Source organism: Peptoclostridium acidaminophilum DSM 3953 (assembly GCF_000597865.1).
GTDB classification, from domain to species: Bacteria; Bacillota; Clostridia; order Peptostreptococcales; family Peptostreptococcaceae; genus Peptoclostridium_A; species Peptoclostridium_A acidaminophilum.
In genome coordinates this window covers 400,244-418,024 of the sequence record NZ_CP007453.1, presented here as the reverse complement: position 1 = coordinate 418,024, position 17,781 = coordinate 400,244, and the positions used below count along the sequence as shown (strand labels likewise).

14 protein-coding genes and 1 pseudogene are annotated in these 17,781 nt (G+C 42.8%); 4 read left to right on the top strand and 11 right to left on the bottom strand.

Annotation, left to right across the window (positions count from 1 at the left end; all coding sequences use genetic code 11):
- Positions 1-26 precede the first annotated feature (26 nt).
- From EAL2_RS12950 to EAL2_RS12920, 7 genes and pseudogenes are all read right to left on the bottom strand, one after another.
- Positions 27-275: pseudogene (locus EAL2_RS12950) on the bottom strand (helix-hairpin-helix domain-containing protein); the annotation flags it as partial.
- A gap of 489 nt (positions 276-764) precedes the next feature.
- The gene (locus EAL2_RS12945; RefSeq protein ID WP_025436780.1) at positions 765-2,315 is read right to left on the bottom strand and encodes an IS200/IS605 family accessory protein TnpB-related protein; all 1,551 of its coding nucleotides are present in this window, start codon (positions 2,313-2,315) and stop codon (positions 765-767) included.
- Positions 2,275-2,979, bottom strand: coding sequence for an IS607 family transposase (locus EAL2_RS12940; RefSeq protein WP_025436779.1), 705 nt, complete (start codon positions 2,977-2,979; stop codon positions 2,275-2,277). Before EAL2_RS12940 ends, EAL2_RS12945 begins: the two co-directional genes overlap by 41 nt.
- A gap of 142 nt (positions 2,980-3,121) precedes the next feature.
- Positions 3,122-3,412: a hypothetical protein gene (locus EAL2_RS12935; protein ID WP_025436778.1), complete on the bottom strand. Its 291-nt coding sequence runs from the start codon at positions 3,410-3,412 to the stop codon at positions 3,122-3,124.
- 231 nt (positions 3,413-3,643) lie between these two features.
- Complete coding sequence (locus EAL2_RS12930; RefSeq protein WP_025436777.1) at positions 3,644-4,762, bottom strand: putative sulfate/molybdate transporter; 1,119 nt, start codon at positions 4,760-4,762, stop codon at positions 3,644-3,646.
- A gap of 82 nt (positions 4,763-4,844) precedes the next feature.
- Positions 4,845-5,084, bottom strand: coding sequence for a hypothetical protein (locus EAL2_RS12925; protein WP_025436776.1), 240 nt, complete (start codon positions 5,082-5,084; stop codon positions 4,845-4,847).
- A 102-nt stretch (positions 5,085-5,186) separates the two neighbouring features.
- Positions 5,187-7,226: an alpha-amylase family glycosyl hydrolase gene (locus EAL2_RS12920; RefSeq protein ID WP_025436775.1), complete on the bottom strand. Its 2,040-nt coding sequence runs from the start codon at positions 7,224-7,226 to the stop codon at positions 5,187-5,189.
- Between the two features lie 369 nt (positions 7,227-7,595).
- Between EAL2_RS12920 and EAL2_RS12915 the strand changes: the two genes are divergently transcribed.
- Positions 7,596-8,903, top strand: coding sequence for an IS110 family RNA-guided transposase (locus EAL2_RS12915; protein WP_038601555.1), 1,308 nt, complete (start codon positions 7,596-7,598; stop codon positions 8,901-8,903).
- 183 nt (positions 8,904-9,086) lie between these two features.
- Here the strand turns inward: EAL2_RS12915 and EAL2_RS12910 are convergent, their stop codons facing one another.
- Together EAL2_RS12910 and metK are read right to left on the bottom strand one after the other, a co-directional pair.
- Complete coding sequence (locus tag EAL2_RS12910; RefSeq protein ID WP_025436774.1) at positions 9,087-9,968, bottom strand: aldose 1-epimerase family protein; 882 nt, start codon at positions 9,966-9,968, stop codon at positions 9,087-9,089.
- A gap of 162 nt (positions 9,969-10,130) precedes the next feature.
- Positions 10,131-11,309 (bottom strand): methionine adenosyltransferase, encoded by a 1,179-nt coding sequence (gene metK, locus EAL2_RS12905; protein ID WP_041693218.1) that lies wholly within the window; start codon positions 11,307-11,309, stop codon positions 10,131-10,133.
- A gap of 255 nt (positions 11,310-11,564) precedes the next feature.
- On the opposite strand from metK, the gene hisC reads away from it, so the two are divergent.
- The 3 genes from hisC (at position 11,565) to EAL2_RS12890 (ending at position 15,592) form a co-directional block, all read left to right on the top strand.
- A complete protein-coding gene (gene hisC / locus EAL2_RS12900) occupies positions 11,565-12,632 on the top strand; it encodes a histidinol-phosphate transaminase (protein WP_025436773.1) in 1,068 nt (355 codons plus the stop codon).
- 262 nt (positions 12,633-12,894) lie between these two features.
- On the top strand, positions 12,895-14,172 hold the full coding sequence (locus EAL2_RS12895; protein WP_025436772.1) for a cation:proton antiporter: 1,278 nt from the start codon (positions 12,895-12,897) through the stop codon (positions 14,170-14,172).
- A gap of 148 nt (positions 14,173-14,320) precedes the next feature.
- Entirely contained in the window at positions 14,321-15,592 is a 1,272-nt protein-coding gene (locus EAL2_RS12890) for a cation:proton antiporter (protein ID WP_025436771.1), read from the top strand.
- On the opposite strand, the gene EAL2_RS12885 is transcribed toward EAL2_RS12890, so the two are convergent.
- Together EAL2_RS12885 and EAL2_RS12880 are read right to left on the bottom strand one after the other, a co-directional pair.
- Positions 15,589-16,287 carry an endonuclease/exonuclease/phosphatase family protein gene (locus EAL2_RS12885; protein WP_158408943.1) on the bottom strand — a complete coding sequence of 233 codons (699 nt, stop codon included), beginning with the start codon at positions 16,285-16,287 and terminating at the stop codon, positions 15,589-15,591. The genes EAL2_RS12890 and EAL2_RS12885 overlap by 4 nt on opposite strands.
- On the bottom strand, positions 16,253-17,647 hold the full coding sequence (locus EAL2_RS12880) for an MATE family efflux transporter (protein WP_025436769.1): 1,395 nt from the start codon (positions 17,645-17,647) through the stop codon (positions 16,253-16,255). The genes EAL2_RS12885 and EAL2_RS12880 overlap by 35 nt, the downstream gene beginning before the upstream one ends.
- Between the last annotated feature and the right edge of the window lie 134 nt (positions 17,648-17,781).

The window sequence follows — 17,781 nt, the reverse complement described above, 5'->3', positions numbered from 1 at the left end:
TTCTAATCAGCCTTTTCTCATTACATTTATACCCTATTATCCTTCCAATTCCACCATTTTAGAAGCTCTGGATCATGTTTCTCGCCCGAAGCGTAATACACTGCACATCTGAACACATATAGCACGCATCTGTCAATGTGATGTCCTCTCAAAACCGTAAGCCTGCTATACATATCCTCCGGTTCCTGCTTCTTAAAATCATCAAGCCGATTTATGCCTATGTCACGCAAATCCTGCGCAATGCTTTTCCCGACTCCGGGGATCGATTCCAAGTCGTCCTTCTTATTTTTCTTTTTTCCATAATCTCACCGTCCATTCCGGTGCCGAGTTGCCGACTACGCGTTTTAGAAAATAATGCTTTTTTATGCGCTAATCTGAAACATACCCAATTATAATATAATCATACCCACCTGAATCGGTACAATCACCGCATTATCCGAACCTGGCAATTGAGCTAAACCTGCACCAACACCTGCTGTTGCAGCTGATGCTCCATGGATTATAGCACGACATTTTTTCTCTTGAGCAGAAGTCATACTTGTGCCTGGTTACTAAATTTTGTACAAACTTGTACATCCGAAAATTTCGCTGTCGAACCAGGAAAAACAACATACCGCAGGGACTCTCACCCTGTTCCATCAGAAAAGCCAGAGGCCTTGTCATCCGCCTTGAAAAACGAAAGACACAATCCGTGGTTCCCTGTTAAGGACGGCTTGGGGGCAACGGGCAAGTCCTTCTATGGGTTAAACCCGCCGCCATGTATGTTAGAAATTGATAGTGTATTCGTAGTCCATGTACCTAAGCGTTTTGTGGACTACATTCCACACCGACCAGCTATGCTGCTCCTTGAAGGCGTCTATTGTCTTTATGAGCTTTCTTATGTATCTGACACGCTCTTTGCTTAGCTTGGTTTCTTCCTTAGACCTGATAAGCTTTAAGAGGTGTTTCTTTACGCCGCCCTTTAGGGCGAAGATAAGCTCTCTTGGCACTTTCTCGGCAAAGCCCAGACCGCGCCTTCCTATGGCGAATGATGCCGCTTCGTGCACGGATAGGCCGTAAAGCTTTGAATACTTGAATCTGCCTATGACTGATGTATAGGCGGGATTGACCTTTTTAACCCGGAACCCGTTTCGAAGAGCACGCCGTATCAGGCAGTTTTGGATTTTGGTCTTAGCGAAGCTGTGGGTCAGCCTGTTGAATTTATTGTCGGTGTCGTGGTCTTGCTTGATCTTTATGTCTTCGAGCACTACGGCTCCGACATTCTCGCTGAGCAGATAGTCTATGACAGCCTTGGCTGTCTCGCCTGCCACATTGTCGCGCCTGTTTGACGAAACATACTCCATTTCATGGCAGTAGAAGACCTTGCTTTTTCTGAAATTACCATTCTTCGAAAGTATGCTCACGGCGATTCGGTCGATGTTCACATCTATTCCTGCCACAAGATCGGAAGTGATTTGCGCTCCGTACTCCATCTCGCTGCCAGGCACATCCTCGTCCATTATGAGCGTGACGAAATACTCGCCGTTTTTCCGAAGTATCTGGACCGTGTAGGGCTTGTAAACATCGACATGCTTTTTTGCCTTCATGTCGTAGCCCTTGTCAGGCACAACAAAGTCGACTATCTCCTCGAAGAACTTGTCGGGAATGACAAGCTCCTCCCTGATGCGGGGGCTATGTTTTGCCTTGGCATCCTTGCCTATGGTGTCGGCTATCTCGAGGAAAAACCTGCCATCCTCATAAAATATCCGAATATTCAGGTTGCCACTTTTGGACTTGTCACCCCTTGAGTAGAGTTCGTTGCTGCGGATGTCTTTCCACTCGGAGCTATTGAGCTTGCCATTCATCCGGGCGTAGAAATTCTTTCTTCCGCCAAAGATGACCTTTGGAATAGTGCCTTTCTCCATGCAATCTGTCAGATAGGCTTCCCTCGCCCTGAGCTTTTCAAGCCGTCTGCCAAGCCCTTTAAGGCAGGTTTCCAAATCGACCTTTTGGGGCGTTTTCCTGCCGGATTCATAATCCGAGAGCTTTTGCTCGGTCTTGCTTATTTTCCCTTGGACGCCTTCAAGTTGATAGGGCAGCAACTCCTTTTGGCTGCTTATTATGGCTTTCGCAAGCATCGTCGCATCCTCGGCATATCTTTTGTTCAGCTTGAACATCGCAGGGATAGCCTTGTTAAGCTCGTTAGGAGTAAAACCTTCAAGCAACCTGTTGAACGCGTATCTCCTTGACGCGCAAAACTCTCGCATCAAAGCGTCTAGTGCGACAATAGGTGTATCAGGTGTTTTTTTTATTTTCAGGATTCTCGCAGTCTTCATAAGTGTCACCATCCAAACAGAGCATTTTTTTGATGTCCTTGGCGAAATTCGCTCCGCCTCGCTTGCCATAAATCCTTGCTGAAAACGATGTTACAATAGCAATCAAATCGTCTACAAGTTCCTGCTGGGCGTCTATCTCAAGCACTTCGTTCACGATGATTATCCTGGCCCCATTGTCTTCCACATATTTGTTTATATAGCTGTACCCAAATCTGGCGAGCCTGTCTTTATATTCAATAATTATGAAATCAGCCTTCTTGTCGCGAATGCCGTTGAGCATCTTAATCAGCTGGCTTCTGTTTTCGTTGACGCCGCTGGCCACCTCGGAAAATACGCCTACAATGTCATAGCCGTTTTCGCTGGCATACCCGGCCAGTCGTTCCTTTTGCCTTTCGAGATTACCGCCGCCAGCTTGCTTCTTGGTTGAAACCCTTGCGTATATGAACGCCCTGTTGTTTTTCACGAAGCCTTCGGATTCACTCTCGCTAGATAAAAACCTATCTTTTTCTTTGAGTATTCTGTTTATCTCGGAGTCCGAAATCCGTCTGTGTCCTCCGGGAGTCATCGATGTTTTTATGATGCCTCTTGCGTCCCAGCGCCTTATGGTTTTAGTTGAAACGCCGATTATTTTCGCGGCCTTGCTTACCGAATAAAAAAATGGCATAATGCATCACCTCTTACATAATAACATCACACCTCGAGTGTCTAATAATATCCAATATTTATTAAGCTGTTTTTAACCTCCTTCGCCAAAATGCCTCCATCGTCTTTTTCTATTTCCCTGACGATAGAGGCATTCCGCCCTGTTATTTCTTTATTTCCTCGATCTTTTCCTTAACTTCTTCGGCTTTATCTTCTGCCTTTTCTTTTACTTCTTCGGCTTTATCCTTAACTTCTTCAGCTTTGTCCTCTGCCTTTTCCTTTACTTCTTCAACTTTTTTCTTTGCCTCTTTTGCTTTATCCTCAACGTTTTCCTTTATTTCTTCGGCTTTTTCTTTTACTTCTTCCAGAACATCCTCTGCCTTATCTTTTAAAACTTCACCCTTTTCCTTGGCCTTATGGAACATTTTCCCCATTTTATCCATTAATCCGCTCATTGTAAAGCCCTCCTTTATATTCATTGAATACGTACCGATATCTCGATTACTTTAATCAATGTCGAATTTACATGGAAATTTCCGACATTTCCAATTGCACTTTTATGGCAACTGGAATTTAATGTTTTTTAGTATGTATTTATATAATTACCCCAACCATGCAATCATGAAACCTTAGGCTTGAATAATAGCCAGCTTGACTTTATTTTTTAGGATTTGCTTAAAATTTGATTACAACCTGATTATTTTTCTTTTTATCATCTGATCCAAAATCACTCCTGCAAGGAAACCCGCCCCCATGTTTGTTATTCCAAAAGCAGCGGTGACTAGCACAACATAAAAGTCCGATTTTTCTGCGCCGCTGTCCCGCGCGCTATAGGCAAGCTCAATGCCTGCTACAAAAAGAATTACACCTAGTATAGATGGCGGAAGCATCCTCAAAATTCCCACGACAGCCTCTCCAAAAAAAACTGCCAACAATATTGTTACCGAGCCTAATATCACAAGTGCTCCTCCCGTTTTTGCCCCAAAGCGTGTATGTCCCAGCAAACCTCCCGCCCCATGGCAGACTGGTATCCCCCCGAAAATCGGTGAGAACAGATTTATTACTCCATGCGATATACTTATTTTCTTCTCTGTGACAGGTCTTTCAGGGAAAAGCCGGTTATTTTCTGCGGTCAGTGCAAAAATGGCATTCCCCAAAGTCAGTGGAATTTGAGGTATTCCCAGCAAAATGGCCCCCTCCACAAAATCACCCCATGCCATATCCTTTAAGGCGAACGCAGGAATGCGCATTTCAGCCTTGAGCCAGTCACTCTGAAGCAGCTCTGGGTTTTTGACTAATGAAAAAGCAAATCCCAATATTAGGAGCGCAAACATCGCCGGAAATTTTCTGCTTTCCAGCAAATAAAAAGCTATAGCCAGTCCGACCAGTCCTAACAGAAACTCACTTTTCATCCTGCCTATCCCTTCGAGCATGAAAGCCATTCCCAGACCGAGCACTATTCCTCTTATGACTGGTTTTGAAACTATCTTACAAATATGCCTTGTAGCACCGCTCAATCCTACAAATAGCCAGAAAACACCTGTAAACAATCCCGCTCCCCAGATAATTTGAGGCGTTATAGCTGCGCCCCCTGCAATTGCAGCACCGCCAATAGCTTTCATAGGCTGTATAGGCATAGGTGTTTTGTAAAATAGGCCGCTGCAAATCATCATCACGCCAAAAGAAAACAACATGCCCGTGGGCTCTATATTAGCTATTGTTATGTATCCCAATACGAATGGTATAAAGGTGCCCAGATCTCCCAGCGCTCCAGCCCATTCATTCAAGCTGTATTTGTTTTTCATCAATCCATACCACCCTTCTGAATTTGCTGTGAATTGAAAAAACGCCCCGATGATTTACTTATCAGCGAGGCATTTTACATTTCTACTTCCTGTATTTCGACCAGTCAATTTTCTTGTATTCAGGTGATATAAAGTCTTGCACGCAATTATCCCTCAGCCACTGAACAGCCTCCATCTTGCGTGTGAATTTTAGCTCTTTCCCGTTTTCATCCGGCATAAAATCAATGCCCTCCCATAGCGTGTCTTCAGATTCATGAATTTCTGCAACATCAAGATTTCCTTCATTGTTTAGGAATATTTTATAAACCACACCACTTAGCATGCTTAATCCCTCCTGTTTTTTTAAGATGTTTTTTTATATATACCCACTGCAGGGTAGCTGAACAAAAAAATTATTATGGCTCGTTTTTGCCGCGCTCTAAATCTATTTTATTTTTTTGAGTACCATTGCTGTACGGCTTGGCAAATATATTACAATTCCGGAATGGGTATGGTATTTAGGCAGTGTTCCCACTTCATAAACTGTATTGTGCGAAATGCGCTCATAACCTCCGAATCTGTGCTCGTCAGTATCCAAAACAACCTGATAGCTGCCTTCTTCATGTATTGGTATCCCGAAGCCTTCGTGTGATTCGGTTGGATGGAAGTTGAATATGAATACATAATCCCTCTTTCTAAAAGCTATAATCTTCTTTTTCTGATCAAGCCAGAGTGGCTGGGGATTTCCGCCTCCGATGAGACCCTCCTCGCTCATCAATCTTATCATGGCAATGTCAAAGTTTTTAAGGTCTTCGTATCTTAAAAATGGATTGTCCGAAAGGCTCCACAGCCTTCTGCAGTGCTTAAAGCTCCAGCCGTTGCCCTCTCGCGGAAAGTCAATCCATTCCGGATGCCCGAACTCGTTGCCCATGAAGTTGAGATATCCCTCGGAGCCGAGTGAAATTGTTATAAAACGGATCATTTTGTGAAGGGCGATCGCACGGTCTATTGAAATGTTTTGGCTGTCCTTATTCATATGCCAGTACATTTCCTTGTCAGCCATCCTGAATATAAGAGTCTTGTCACCCACAAGCGCCTGGTCGTGTGATTCCACATAGGCTATGCGTTTTTCTCCTGGGCGGCTTGTTGAAAGCTCATGCCACAACTTGCCCAGATCCCAGTCCTCGTCCTTGCGTTTGAGTGTGTTGACCCAAAAGTCAGGCATGCCCATAGCCAGACGATAATCGAAGCCTATTCCGCCATATGCAACAGGAAGGCACATGCCCGGCATTCCACTCATATCCTCTGCTATGCTGATTGCATCCGGCCTGATTTCCTTTATCAGCTCGTTTGCAAACTGGAGATATGTGAGAGCCTCTATGTCCGTATTGAGGCTGAAGTACTTGCTGTATTCGTCAAAAGCCGTTCCAAGTCCATGGTCGTGGTATATCATGGATGTTACACCGTCGAATCTGAATCCGTCAAAATGGTATTCCTCCAGCCAGTATTTTATGCTCGACAGCAGGAAGTGTATGACCTCATGCTTCCCGTAGTTGAACAGCTTCGAGTCCCATGCCTTATGGTAGCCTCGGCCTCCCGAATGGAAAAACTGGTGAGCAGTGCCGTCAAACTCATTGATGCCTTCAGCGAAATTCTTGACCGCATGAGACTGCACTATGTCCATAAGTACAGCTATGCCCATGCTGTGCGCCTTGTCGACGAGAGACTTCAGCTCCTCCGGTGTCCCAAACCATGACGAGGCGGCAAAATAATTGGATACGTGATATCCAAAAGATGCGTAGTAAGGATGCTCCATTATAGCCATTATCTGTATCGTATTATAGCCCATTGCTTTTACCCTGGGCAGAATATTGTCCTCAAATTCCTTGTACGTCCCTATGCCCTCTTTCTCCTGCGCCATACCTATATGCGTCTCATATATAAGCGGCGGTTTTGCGCTGTCAACGCGGAAATTCTCGTCGCTCCATTTGTATGGTTCTTCCGGCTCCCATATCTGGCCGCTGAAATCATGGGTGTTTGGATCCTGGACTACCTTTCTGATGTATAGCGGGATGCGATCGCGATCAGTGCCCTTTGACTTGACACGGACCTTGACCTTGGATTTGTGGGCTAGCGCCTCTTTCCCCGGAATGAATATTTCCCACACTCCTCCTTCTTTTTTTGTGAGAGGGTGCGATTCGCGATTCCAGCTGTTGAAATCTCCGATTAGAAACAATGCCTCGGCGGCCGGGGCCCACTCGCGGTAATACCAGCCATCCTCGCTCTTATGAAAGCCGAAGAAATGATGGCCGTTTGCAAAGTCTTTGAAGTTGCCCTCATCGCCGAGGAGCGAATGCTTAGTCCTTTTATAGCTATTCATGCGGAGCCCGATATCTTTCTTGTAGGGTTTCAGCCACGGGTCGATTTCCAGTATTTTAAGAGTTTCTCCATTGCTTGAAACGTTATTGTAATTGTTTTTTTTCATCATGTCGTCTCCTAGTATAATAATGATATAGCCATTACAGCTATACAGTTTATAAGTTTCCATATCAGATAACAGAAGAAGGTGTTCTTCCTTCATCAGATGTTATCCATAAATATTTGTCATGTTTGATGGCTCCCTAATAGACTCCAGACTTTCCATAAAGTATAATTCTCTAGGGTAGGACAAATAATGTTCGTCTCCTTGGGAAGTCAGTTCCTGCTGACTCATACCTATTAATAAGTCAATTAGTCCATTCAATGAGGTTTTATGATTCGGCTGGTTGGGAGCCTCAGGCTATACCTGTATAACATGCTAGGTTGTGTACTCATTTAATGGAAATGGATTCCTATCAGAAAGGAGCTTTTGCTCATGTCAAACAATCTTTTTGAAAATTTATTTATCTCGGTCGGTATTGATGTTGGTGCGGACTTCAGTTGGATGTCTATCGCACTGCCTAACCAGACCTTTGTGGGAAAGCCTTTTAAAATCATGCATTCCGACCTTAATTCCTTAAGCTTAGTTGTTTCTAAAATAAAAGAAGCAGAAGAGCTGTATTCCTTAGAAAGTCGCATCTTTCTGGAATCCACGGGAATTTATCATTACCCACTCTTCTGCTATCTTCGTGATAAGGGTTTTAACATTGCGGTTATCAATCCTATCATCACTAAGAATAGCACAAACATCAACATTAGAAAAGTACATAATGACCGTTTTGATTCAAGAAAGGTTGCATTGGTAGGTCTTAAACCTGATTTAAAGGTATCACTAATGCCATCTGATCTTGCTCTTGATTTGCGAAATCTTTCAAGAGAGTATTACGATCTGATGGATAATCGCTCTGCCTATGTGAATAAGCTACAGGGAGAATTGCGCATGGTATTTCCACAGTATTTAAAAATATTTTCCAAGATAACCACAAATACAGCTCTGACCTTACTGGAAAAATACACATCTCCTGAAGCATTTCTAAGTGCCTCAAAAGAAGAGATTGTTGATTCTATAAGGTCTACTGCCAGGTTTGGACTTACATATGCTGAAAACAAGTATAATGCCATAATCCAGGCTGCAAATGATGCAAATACCTTTGGGTATTCTGTAAGCAGTAATTTCAAGCGAATACTTCTATATATCCGTTTTATCAGAAACTATGATATTGAAGTGGCCTCTGTTCTTTCTGATATGCATGAACTTGTTGATACGAATGAAACTACTGATTTTGTGAAACAAGTCCGCTTAGTTGAATCCTATAAAGGAGCTGGCTTCTTATCCGCAGTGAGTCTAATGGGTGAGATTGGCGATTTTTCATCTTTTCGTTCACCAAAGCAACTCTTTGCTTATTTTGGGCTAGATCCAGCTGTAAAGCAGTCTGGGCAATTTGAAGGCACAAAGATCTCCATGTCAAAGCGAGGTTCCCGCATTGCCAGAAGAGTTATTCATACAATGGCTCTTATCAGTATCAGTAAGAACAGAGATGGCTCTGCCAAAAATCCGGTCTTGCGTGATTACTATTTAAAGAAATGCCAATCAAAGCCTAAAATGGTTGCTCTTGGAGCTGTTATGCATAAAGTCTGTAACATTGTGTTTGCAATACTTCGTGATGAAAAAGAATTCGCTATCATCACCCCAGAAGATCATCAAATGAATTACTTAAGAGCTAAATGCGATAAAGCTGCGTAAGTAAATCCATGGTCTGATTTTTCACTTTTTGAGATATGCTCAAAAGGCTTATTAAAGTTACTCTTTTTTATCTGAAGAAATATCAAGCATTTTTAAATTTAACTGTAGACATTTCTTAGCTGGACTTGTCATTTTCGTTAATTCATTTTTTCATTTATTAGAAATATTTTAATGGTAATTTCTTTATATTATTTTCATTTCATAATGAACAGAAAAATCACTATTAGGCATGAGTCTAGTGATATTTGGCTTCTCTCTGAATTTTCCCGTACTATCAATAAAATCTGGATTTACAGTCCATGGCTCAATACATATAAAAGGTGCTTTTTTGAGCGGAGGCGTCCATAATCCTATTGAATTGAATCCTTTAAATCTAAATTCAAATCCCTTGTTATTTTTATTTAATAGCTTTAATGAATTCGATTTAATATTGTCTATTATTAAAACATCTTCATCAAATAACGAATATTCAAGTCTAATCACTTTTTTCCCCTCTAACTCCCTTACCCTATCTTCACGGTATATTACTCCGTCATAGTCGTCTGGTCTCATGCGATAGAAAGGACCTTTTTCCATACGATCGAATATGATATCGTACTCGTAAAATTCAGTATTTTCGTATAATGGACAATTGAAGCCTGGATGGCCGCCAATCCCAAATAAAATTTCTCTTCTATCCTTATTAAAGACTTGAAATTCAGTTTTAAATCCATCAGTATAAACAGTATGAATTATCCACAATTCAAAATCAAATGGATAAATAGCCCTTGTTTCCTCATTTGATTTTAATGAGTATATGACATGGTCTTTAGCCTTTTTTATCAGTTCAAACTCGCAATTTCTAGCAAATCCATGTTTTTTCATCTTGTAATTTGTACCATTGATTTCCGTTTCTCTATTTTTCAAGGCACCTACTGTCGGAAATAAAATTGGTGCATGCCCCTTCCAATATTCTGGTTTTCCACTCCATATATATTCGACATCATTATTAATATATGATATCAATTCCCCTCCCATAGTACACATCTTTGCAACGGAATTTCCGTTAATTATTTGATGCTCCATTTGATCATCTTCCCTTCAATATACGCCAGTTAGTTTATGGTCAATGTACTAGGTAGTTTTTTCGATTATTATTAAGTGTTTCACCGTGTCCACACCCATATTTTCTTATTGTTTGTTCACATGGAATCTCCGCTTCATCGAATTAAACAGTCATTTATTAAATTAAAGTTCCAGCCTTAACTCTTCCGCCTTGTCCGTCCTTTCCCATGGAAGCTCCAGATCGTCTCTGCCAAAGTGACCATAGCATGCCACCTGCTGATAAATTGGCCTTCTCAGGTCAAGATCTCTAATGATGGCTGAAGGCCTAAGGTCAAAATGCTTTCTAACTAGCTCCTCTATTTTTTCTTCGGGTATTTTATTCGTGCCAAACGAATCCACCAGTATGGAGATAGGGTGTGAAACACCTATTGCATAGGCAATCTGTATTTCGCACTTGTCGGCCAGGCCAGCAGCTACGACATTCTTGGCTACATACCTTGCGGCGTAAGTTGCCGAACGGTCGACCTTTGTAGCGTCCTTCCCCGAGAAGGAGCCTCCGCCGTGTCTTGAATAGCCGCCGTATGTGTCCACTATTATCTTCTTTCCTGTCAGCCCCGAATCTGCCTGTGGCCCGCCTATGACGAACCTGCCTGTGGTATTTACATAGTACTTTGTATTCTCGTCAAGAAGCTCTACCGGTACTACCATCTTTATAACCTTCTCAATTATATCCTGACTGATTTGCTCCTGGGTTGCAACTTCATCATGCTGACATGAAACCACAATGGCGTCCACCCTGACAACCTCGTTGCCCTGATACTCCACTGTAACTTGTGTTTTGCCGTCAGGTCTCAGATAAGGAATTTCCTTTGACTTTCGCGCACCTGCAAGCCTTTTGGCAAGCTTGTGGGCAAGATATATAGGCATTGGCATTAGCTCCGGAGTCTCATTGCATGCAAAACCAAACATTATCCCCTGGTCTCCTGCTCCAAGCAGGTCCAGCTCGTCGCCAGAACCCTCCTTGTATTCAACAGAAGCGTTTACACCCACCGCAATGTCGGCCGACTGCTCGTCGATTGCCGGCAAAACTGCGCAGGCATCCCCGTCAAATCCGAATTTCGCAGTTGTATATCCTATATCCTTCACTATATTTCTCACAATTCTGGGAATGTTTACGTTTGCATTCGTAGTTATCTGCCCATCTATCAGGATAAGACCCGTGCTTACTGAAGCCTCGCACGCCACTCTGCCGTATGGATCCTGCGCCAGTATGGCATCGAGTATCCCGTCAGTTATCTGATCGCATATCTTGTCTGGATGACCTTCAGTTACTGATTCCGATGTGAAAAACCATTTTTTCATTATATTGTCCCCTTCCAGTATCAAATTGATACAATCGAACAGCTATAACTTTATTTATATCCATTTTTTGATTTTATATTTATAATTTGTGTATATATCAGAATTATCCAAATTAAATTTGATATGAATATAGTTCAATAATGATAAAAAAAGATGTAAATATTTATACGAAAATGAAAAGATTTTCTATTCGAAACAGGCATCAAATGTGCTATTATTGTATTAATACTTTATTGTGCGAAAGGACAGATTTATATGAGCAAATTCTGGAGTGACAGAGTTAAGACAACAAAGCCTTACACTTACGGCGAGCAGCCGAAGGACAAAAAATATATTAAACTCAATACAAACGAAAATCCGTATCCGGTTTCAAAGCTTGCAATAGAAGCGATGAAGGCTGCCGTCAACGACGACCTCAAGCTGTATCCGGATCCGACATGCTTTGAGCTTAGGAGCGAAATAGCAGCGTACTACGGCGTAGACAAGGACGAGGTTTTTGTCGGCAATGGTTCAGACGAAGTGCTTGCATTTTCATTCATGGCTTTTTTCAACAGAGGCGACAAAGTCATATATCCCGACATATCTTATAGCTTCTATGATGTCTATGCGGGTCTTTTGGGAGTGGAAAGCGAGAGAATCCCTTTAAACGAGGATTTTTCGATTCCGGTTGAAAAATACAAAAACAAGAACATAGGAATTCTAATTGCCAATCCCAACGCTCCGACAGGCGTGTGCCTGACCCTTAGTGAAATAGAGGACATAGTCTCAAGCAACCCACACTCTCTGGTGCTTGTAGACGAGGCATATATAGACTTCGGAGGAGAAACAGCCATAAGTCTCACTAAGAAATACGATAACCTTCTTGTATCCCAGACATTCTCAAAGTCAAGATCCCTTGCCGGAATGAGGGTGGGTTTTGCTATAGGTGACAAGAAACTGATAGAGGCGCTTGAGAGGATAAAAAACTCTATAAATTCATATACTATAGACAGGGTTGCCATAGCTGGCGCTACCGCATCAATAAGGGATGTGGAACACTTTGAAGCTACAAGAAGGCTTGTTATAGAAACTCGCGAAAGAGTTGTCCCTTGCCTGGAGAAGCTTGCCTTTACCGTGCTGCCTTCCAAGGCCAATTTTATATTCGCAAAGCACGAATCCATAAGCGGACAGACTCTTTATGAGCAGCTAAAGCATCGTGGAATACTAGTAAGGCACTTTGCAAAGCCAAGAATCGAGGATTATCTAAGGATAAGCATAGGTTCTGACGCAGAAATGGACGCTTTTCTAAGTGTGCTTGAAGACATCGTTAAAAGTTATAAATAGTCAATTGCTTAATTATTATGACCCATAATCCAAACGGATTATGGGTTTTTTTTAGAGATGTTTAAATTCGAGAGAAAAAAGGTGAAATTTGATGATAAGTTAATATATATCACTCCATCGTTAAATAAAAGGCTTAATCAGCGTTTAAAGACGAAATTCAGTTAAATTAAGTGATGGACATATTTCCGCAACCCGAATAAACTAGAGTAATCGTATCAAAAGCAATTAATAATTTCACTGAATTTTAAGGAGAAAAGCAATCATGGAAAACTCATTAATTACTTCAACAAACGAAATTCTTTCGCTATTTGCGATAGTGCTGATAGCCGGAATGGTTCTAGGCAAACTCAGCGGCTTTTTAAAGCTTCCCGATGTGGTATTGTTTCTTCTGGGCGGGATTTTGGCGGGTCCATTTTTTCTAAATCTTGTGCACTCCGATGTGTCACCTATAGGAAGACAGCTTCTGCTTACTTTCGGCTCAGCATTCATTCTCTATGACGGCGGAAGAGAAGTAAGGCTAAGGATACTCAACAATGTCAAATTTACAGTGGGCATGCTTGCAATTGTCGGCGTAGCAATATCTACATTTATTGCTGGGTATGCCATCAAAGAGATTTTCCATATAGACATGATATATGCTCTGCTTCTTGGGGCTGTCATAGCCTCAACGGATCCAGCAACGCTCGTGCCTGTTTTTAAAAGCATAACTCTAAGGGACAGGGTTAAGCAGACGGTAATAAGCGAATCTGCCTTCAATGACGCGGCAGGAGCGATACTAGTTTTTTCAATAATAGCCACCATCCATAGCGGCACGTTTTCGCTGGGGAGCAGTTTGGGTGAGCTTGCAATAATGATTGTCGGTGGAATTACCGTTGGACTTGTCGTTGGAATACTGCTCTCTTTATCTATATCAGACAGAAAATACGGCATACTTCACGAATATGCGCCGCTTGTGTCAATTTTCGCCGTCATAATAGCTTACGTGCTTGCCGAAAAAGTACATGGAAGCGGCTACATGGCTACATTCGTGGCAGGTCTGGTATGCGGCAACAAATCAACATTCAGCCTTGTTGTTCCGCCAACCTCTTCACTTGTTCAGACTCATGTCAGAGAAACGCTGTCAACGCTCATGAGAATGGCAATATTCATAATGCTGGGTACTTCTGTGGATTTCGTGGCACTTTCTCAATACTGGAAGGAATCGCTGATGATAGTGTTCCTGCTTATGTTTGTAATTAGGCCGATATCAGTAATCGCATGTACGCTTCCAGATAGAAGGGCTAGATGGACATTCAAGGAAATACTGTTCATGTGTTGGGTGAGGGAGACTGGCGTTATACCGGCTGCCCTTTCAGGAATGATAGTTTCAATGAATATGCCGCACAGCGGGATAATATCATCCGTTGTCTTTATGACCATACTATTAACGCTCACAGCGCAGGCAACAACTACTAAGCTGCTTGCGAAAAAGCTGGACCTGCTTGATGGATATGAATTTGACAAGCCCGCTATACTCAAAGGCTTGCAGGAAATACATTAAACATCTAACCGCTGTATGTGATAGCCCGCAATTCCTTCAGGATTGCGGGCTATTTTACATAACTCCTCTTGCAATATTTTGCATTATGTCCTATAGTTGTATTTAATGGTTTAAAATATCCAGCAAATATAATTACAAGGAGACTGCTATGGAAACCTCACTAATTGCCTCAACCAACAGTATACTATCGCTTTTTGCCATAGTTCTCATAACGGGTATGATTCTAGGAAAGCTAAGCGGCTTTTTCAGGCTTCCTGACGTCGTCATGTTCCTTATTGGCGGAATTTTGATTGGTCCTTTTTTTCTTGATCTTGTTGGAACTAACGTGTCAACAATAGGAGAACAACTGCTGCTTACATTCGGCTCCGCATTCATACTTTATGACGGTGGCAGAGTAGTCAGGCTAAATATACTAAACAGTGTGAAAATGACGGTAGGCCTGCTGGCCATTCTAGGAGTTGCCCTGACTACATTGATTACAGGCTTTGTCGCTGCAAGGATTTTTTACATCGACCCTGAATACGCACTCCTTCTGGGAGCCGTGATTGCTTCTACAGACCCGGCTACGCTTGTTCCAGTGTTCAAAAGCATATCGCTTCGAGAAAAGATAAAGCAGACTATCATAAGCGAGTCGGCCTTCAACGATGCTGCGGGAGCCATTCTCGTGTTTTCGATAATAGCAGCTATACAAAACGGGACTTTTTCAGTAGATTCAAGCCTGAGTCTACTCGCCTATATGATTGTCTGGGGAGTTATAGTCGGAGCTCTTACTGGTATTATCCTCTCTTTCGCCATTTCCGACGGCAAGGCAGGAATACTGCACGAATATGCCCCGCTTGTATCAATACTTGCAGTTATAATTTCATACGTCCTTTCTGAAAATTTGGGCGGCAGCGGTTACATGGCCGCATTCATAACAGGGCTTGTATGCGGAAACAAATCCGAGCTTGATATTTTTGTTTCCAAAAACTCTTCCCTGATTCAGACTAACGTAAGAGACACGCTATCTACCATGCTGAGAATGGCTATATTCATAATACTGGGAACAGCTGTGGATTTTACTGTGCTTGCAATGTACTGGAAGCAGTCGCTCCAAATAGTCTTGCTGCTTATTTTTGTAGTCAGACCGCTAACAGTTTTATTATGTGCGCTTCCCGACAAAAAAGCGAAGTGGACCTTAAGGGAGATCCTGTTCATGTGCTGGGTTAGGGAGACAGGCGTGATACCCGCCGCACTTTCGGGCATGATAGCTGCAATGCAAATACCCCACAGCGGAATAATATCTTCTGTTGTTTTCATGACCATACTTGTGACGCTTCTGCTGCAGGCCAGCACGACTCAGGCTCTTGCCCAGAGGCTCGGGCTGCTCGAGGATAATTGCGAAACCTCCGAGTCTCATGTGCTTAGGAAGATAATCTAGAATTCTACAAGCGCCAGCACCGGCAGATGGTCTGATGCTATGGAGTTTACAATCTTGTAGTCGAGCGCCCTACATTTTGAATTCAGAAATATGTAGTCTATTCTCGACTTGGGGATATCCGCAGGGAAGGTTAGAGTCAGCTTTCCGGAGTTAGAATGCAGGCTGTCCTTAAAATGCCTGCTAAGGCAGCGAATTCCGGGCGATTGCGGTTTTTCATTGAAGTCTCCGCACAACACCGCCGGGCCGGTATACGAGCTAACAAGCGGTACTATAAAGCCTTCAATCTGCTGAAGCCTTTGCTCCTGGTCCAGTTCCATGTGAGTGTTGAAAATTGCGATTCTGCTTCCCTCAACCTCGACTTGAACCTCCTGAATCGCCCTTTTAGAGCCTTGTCCCGGAAGCCTGTGATTTTTCTGCTGCACAATCGGATGCCGCGAGAGTATGGCATTTCCGTACGCACCGCCGCCGCTGTATTTTATTGCGGCGCCAAAACTATATTCCATACCGAGCAGGCCTGCGAACTTCAGGGCTTGATTAGCATAGAGTGTTCGAGCCCTGTTCATATCCACCTCCTGCAGGCATATTACATCAGCTCCCAAGGCTTCCAGTGCTCTGGCCGTGCGTTTTAAATCAAGTTTTCCGTCCATTCCATGCCCGCATTTAATATTGTATGTTGCTATCCTCAACGTCGGCATAATTTCCTCCCAAATCGAAAGCAAGCAGCTTCTTTGAATTTCTAAGATAATATATGAATCCGAATGCATCGGCCAGCAGCCATCCCGTCGGTATAGCCCACCATATCCCTACTAGTCCAATACTTGTTTGGGTCGCAAGAAAATAGGCGAGAAACACACGAGTGCCCAGCGATATGACAGTCAGCACTATCGACATCCAGGTTTTTGCAAGCCCTCGATATAGGCCGTAGAGCATGAAAAGGTACCCTATAAGACAGTAGAATGCGGCGACTATGTGCAGATACTGAGTTCCTACTGCAATTACATCCGCTTCGGATTTTCTGACAAATATCTGCATGAGATTTTCCGAAAAGAAAAATACAAACAGCGAAGCAGCAATGCAAAAAAGCGTTATGAGTATTGTTGTAGAGCGGATTCCCCGGTGAATCCGTTCTTCTTCCCCGGCGCCCATGTTTTGGGCAGTGTATGTAGAAAATGCATTGCCAAAATCCTGCATAGGCATGTATGCGAAACTGTCGATTTTCACCGCTGCTGCAAATCCCGCCATAACAGTCACTCCAAAGCTGTTTACAAGTCCCTGGACCGTAAGTATGCCCAAATTCATAATCGACTGCTGAACACTAGTCAGCACCGCGTGGTTTGCAATATGCCTTGCGATAACGCCGTCCCAGTTAAAAGATTGGAATGTCAGGCGAATTTCAGGCATTTTGGCAAAGCTGTAGAAGGCTATTGTGACCGCCGATACTGCCTGAGCTATCACAGTAGCCCAAGCTACTCCTTCAACTCCCATTTTAAGACCCACTATGAATATTAAGTCGAGACCTATATTTACGAGCGCGGCAACAACCAGGAATGTCAGTGGAGTAATCGAATCCCCAATGCTACGGAGCACAGCTGCGAAATAATTGTAAACAAATACGAATATTATTCCAGTAAATATTATGAGCAGATACTCTCTTGTGTCTGCATAAATGTCTTTAGGAATGTTTGTCATCACGAGTATGTTGTCCAGCATAACAAGCGCAAGCACATTAATGACCACAGTTACTGCAAGTATGAAAATCATGGATGAGAAAAAGCTTTTTTTGAGTTTTTCCATCTCCCTTGCTCCGAAAAAAAAAGCAAAGACCACTCCGCTTCCCATGCACAGCCCGATTATTATGGAAGTCAAAAATACCATAAGAGTATAGGATGATCCCACAGCTGCAAGCGCAGACGGCCCTATGAACCTGCCCACTATCACAGTATCGACTATATTGTAAAGCTGCTGGAAAATATTTCCTGCTATCATCGGTATTGAAAACAATACTATCGCCTTTGTCTCATTCCCCTTGGTCAAGTCCTTCATCATAGCATCCACCCTTATTGCAATATTTAAACTGCATCCCGATCATGAAAATACAGGATAAACAGCCTTGTAGCAGACTATCTATCCTGTATCTATTATACTATATTCATTTAGAAAGCCGTCCCATGAATTTACATATTTTGTTG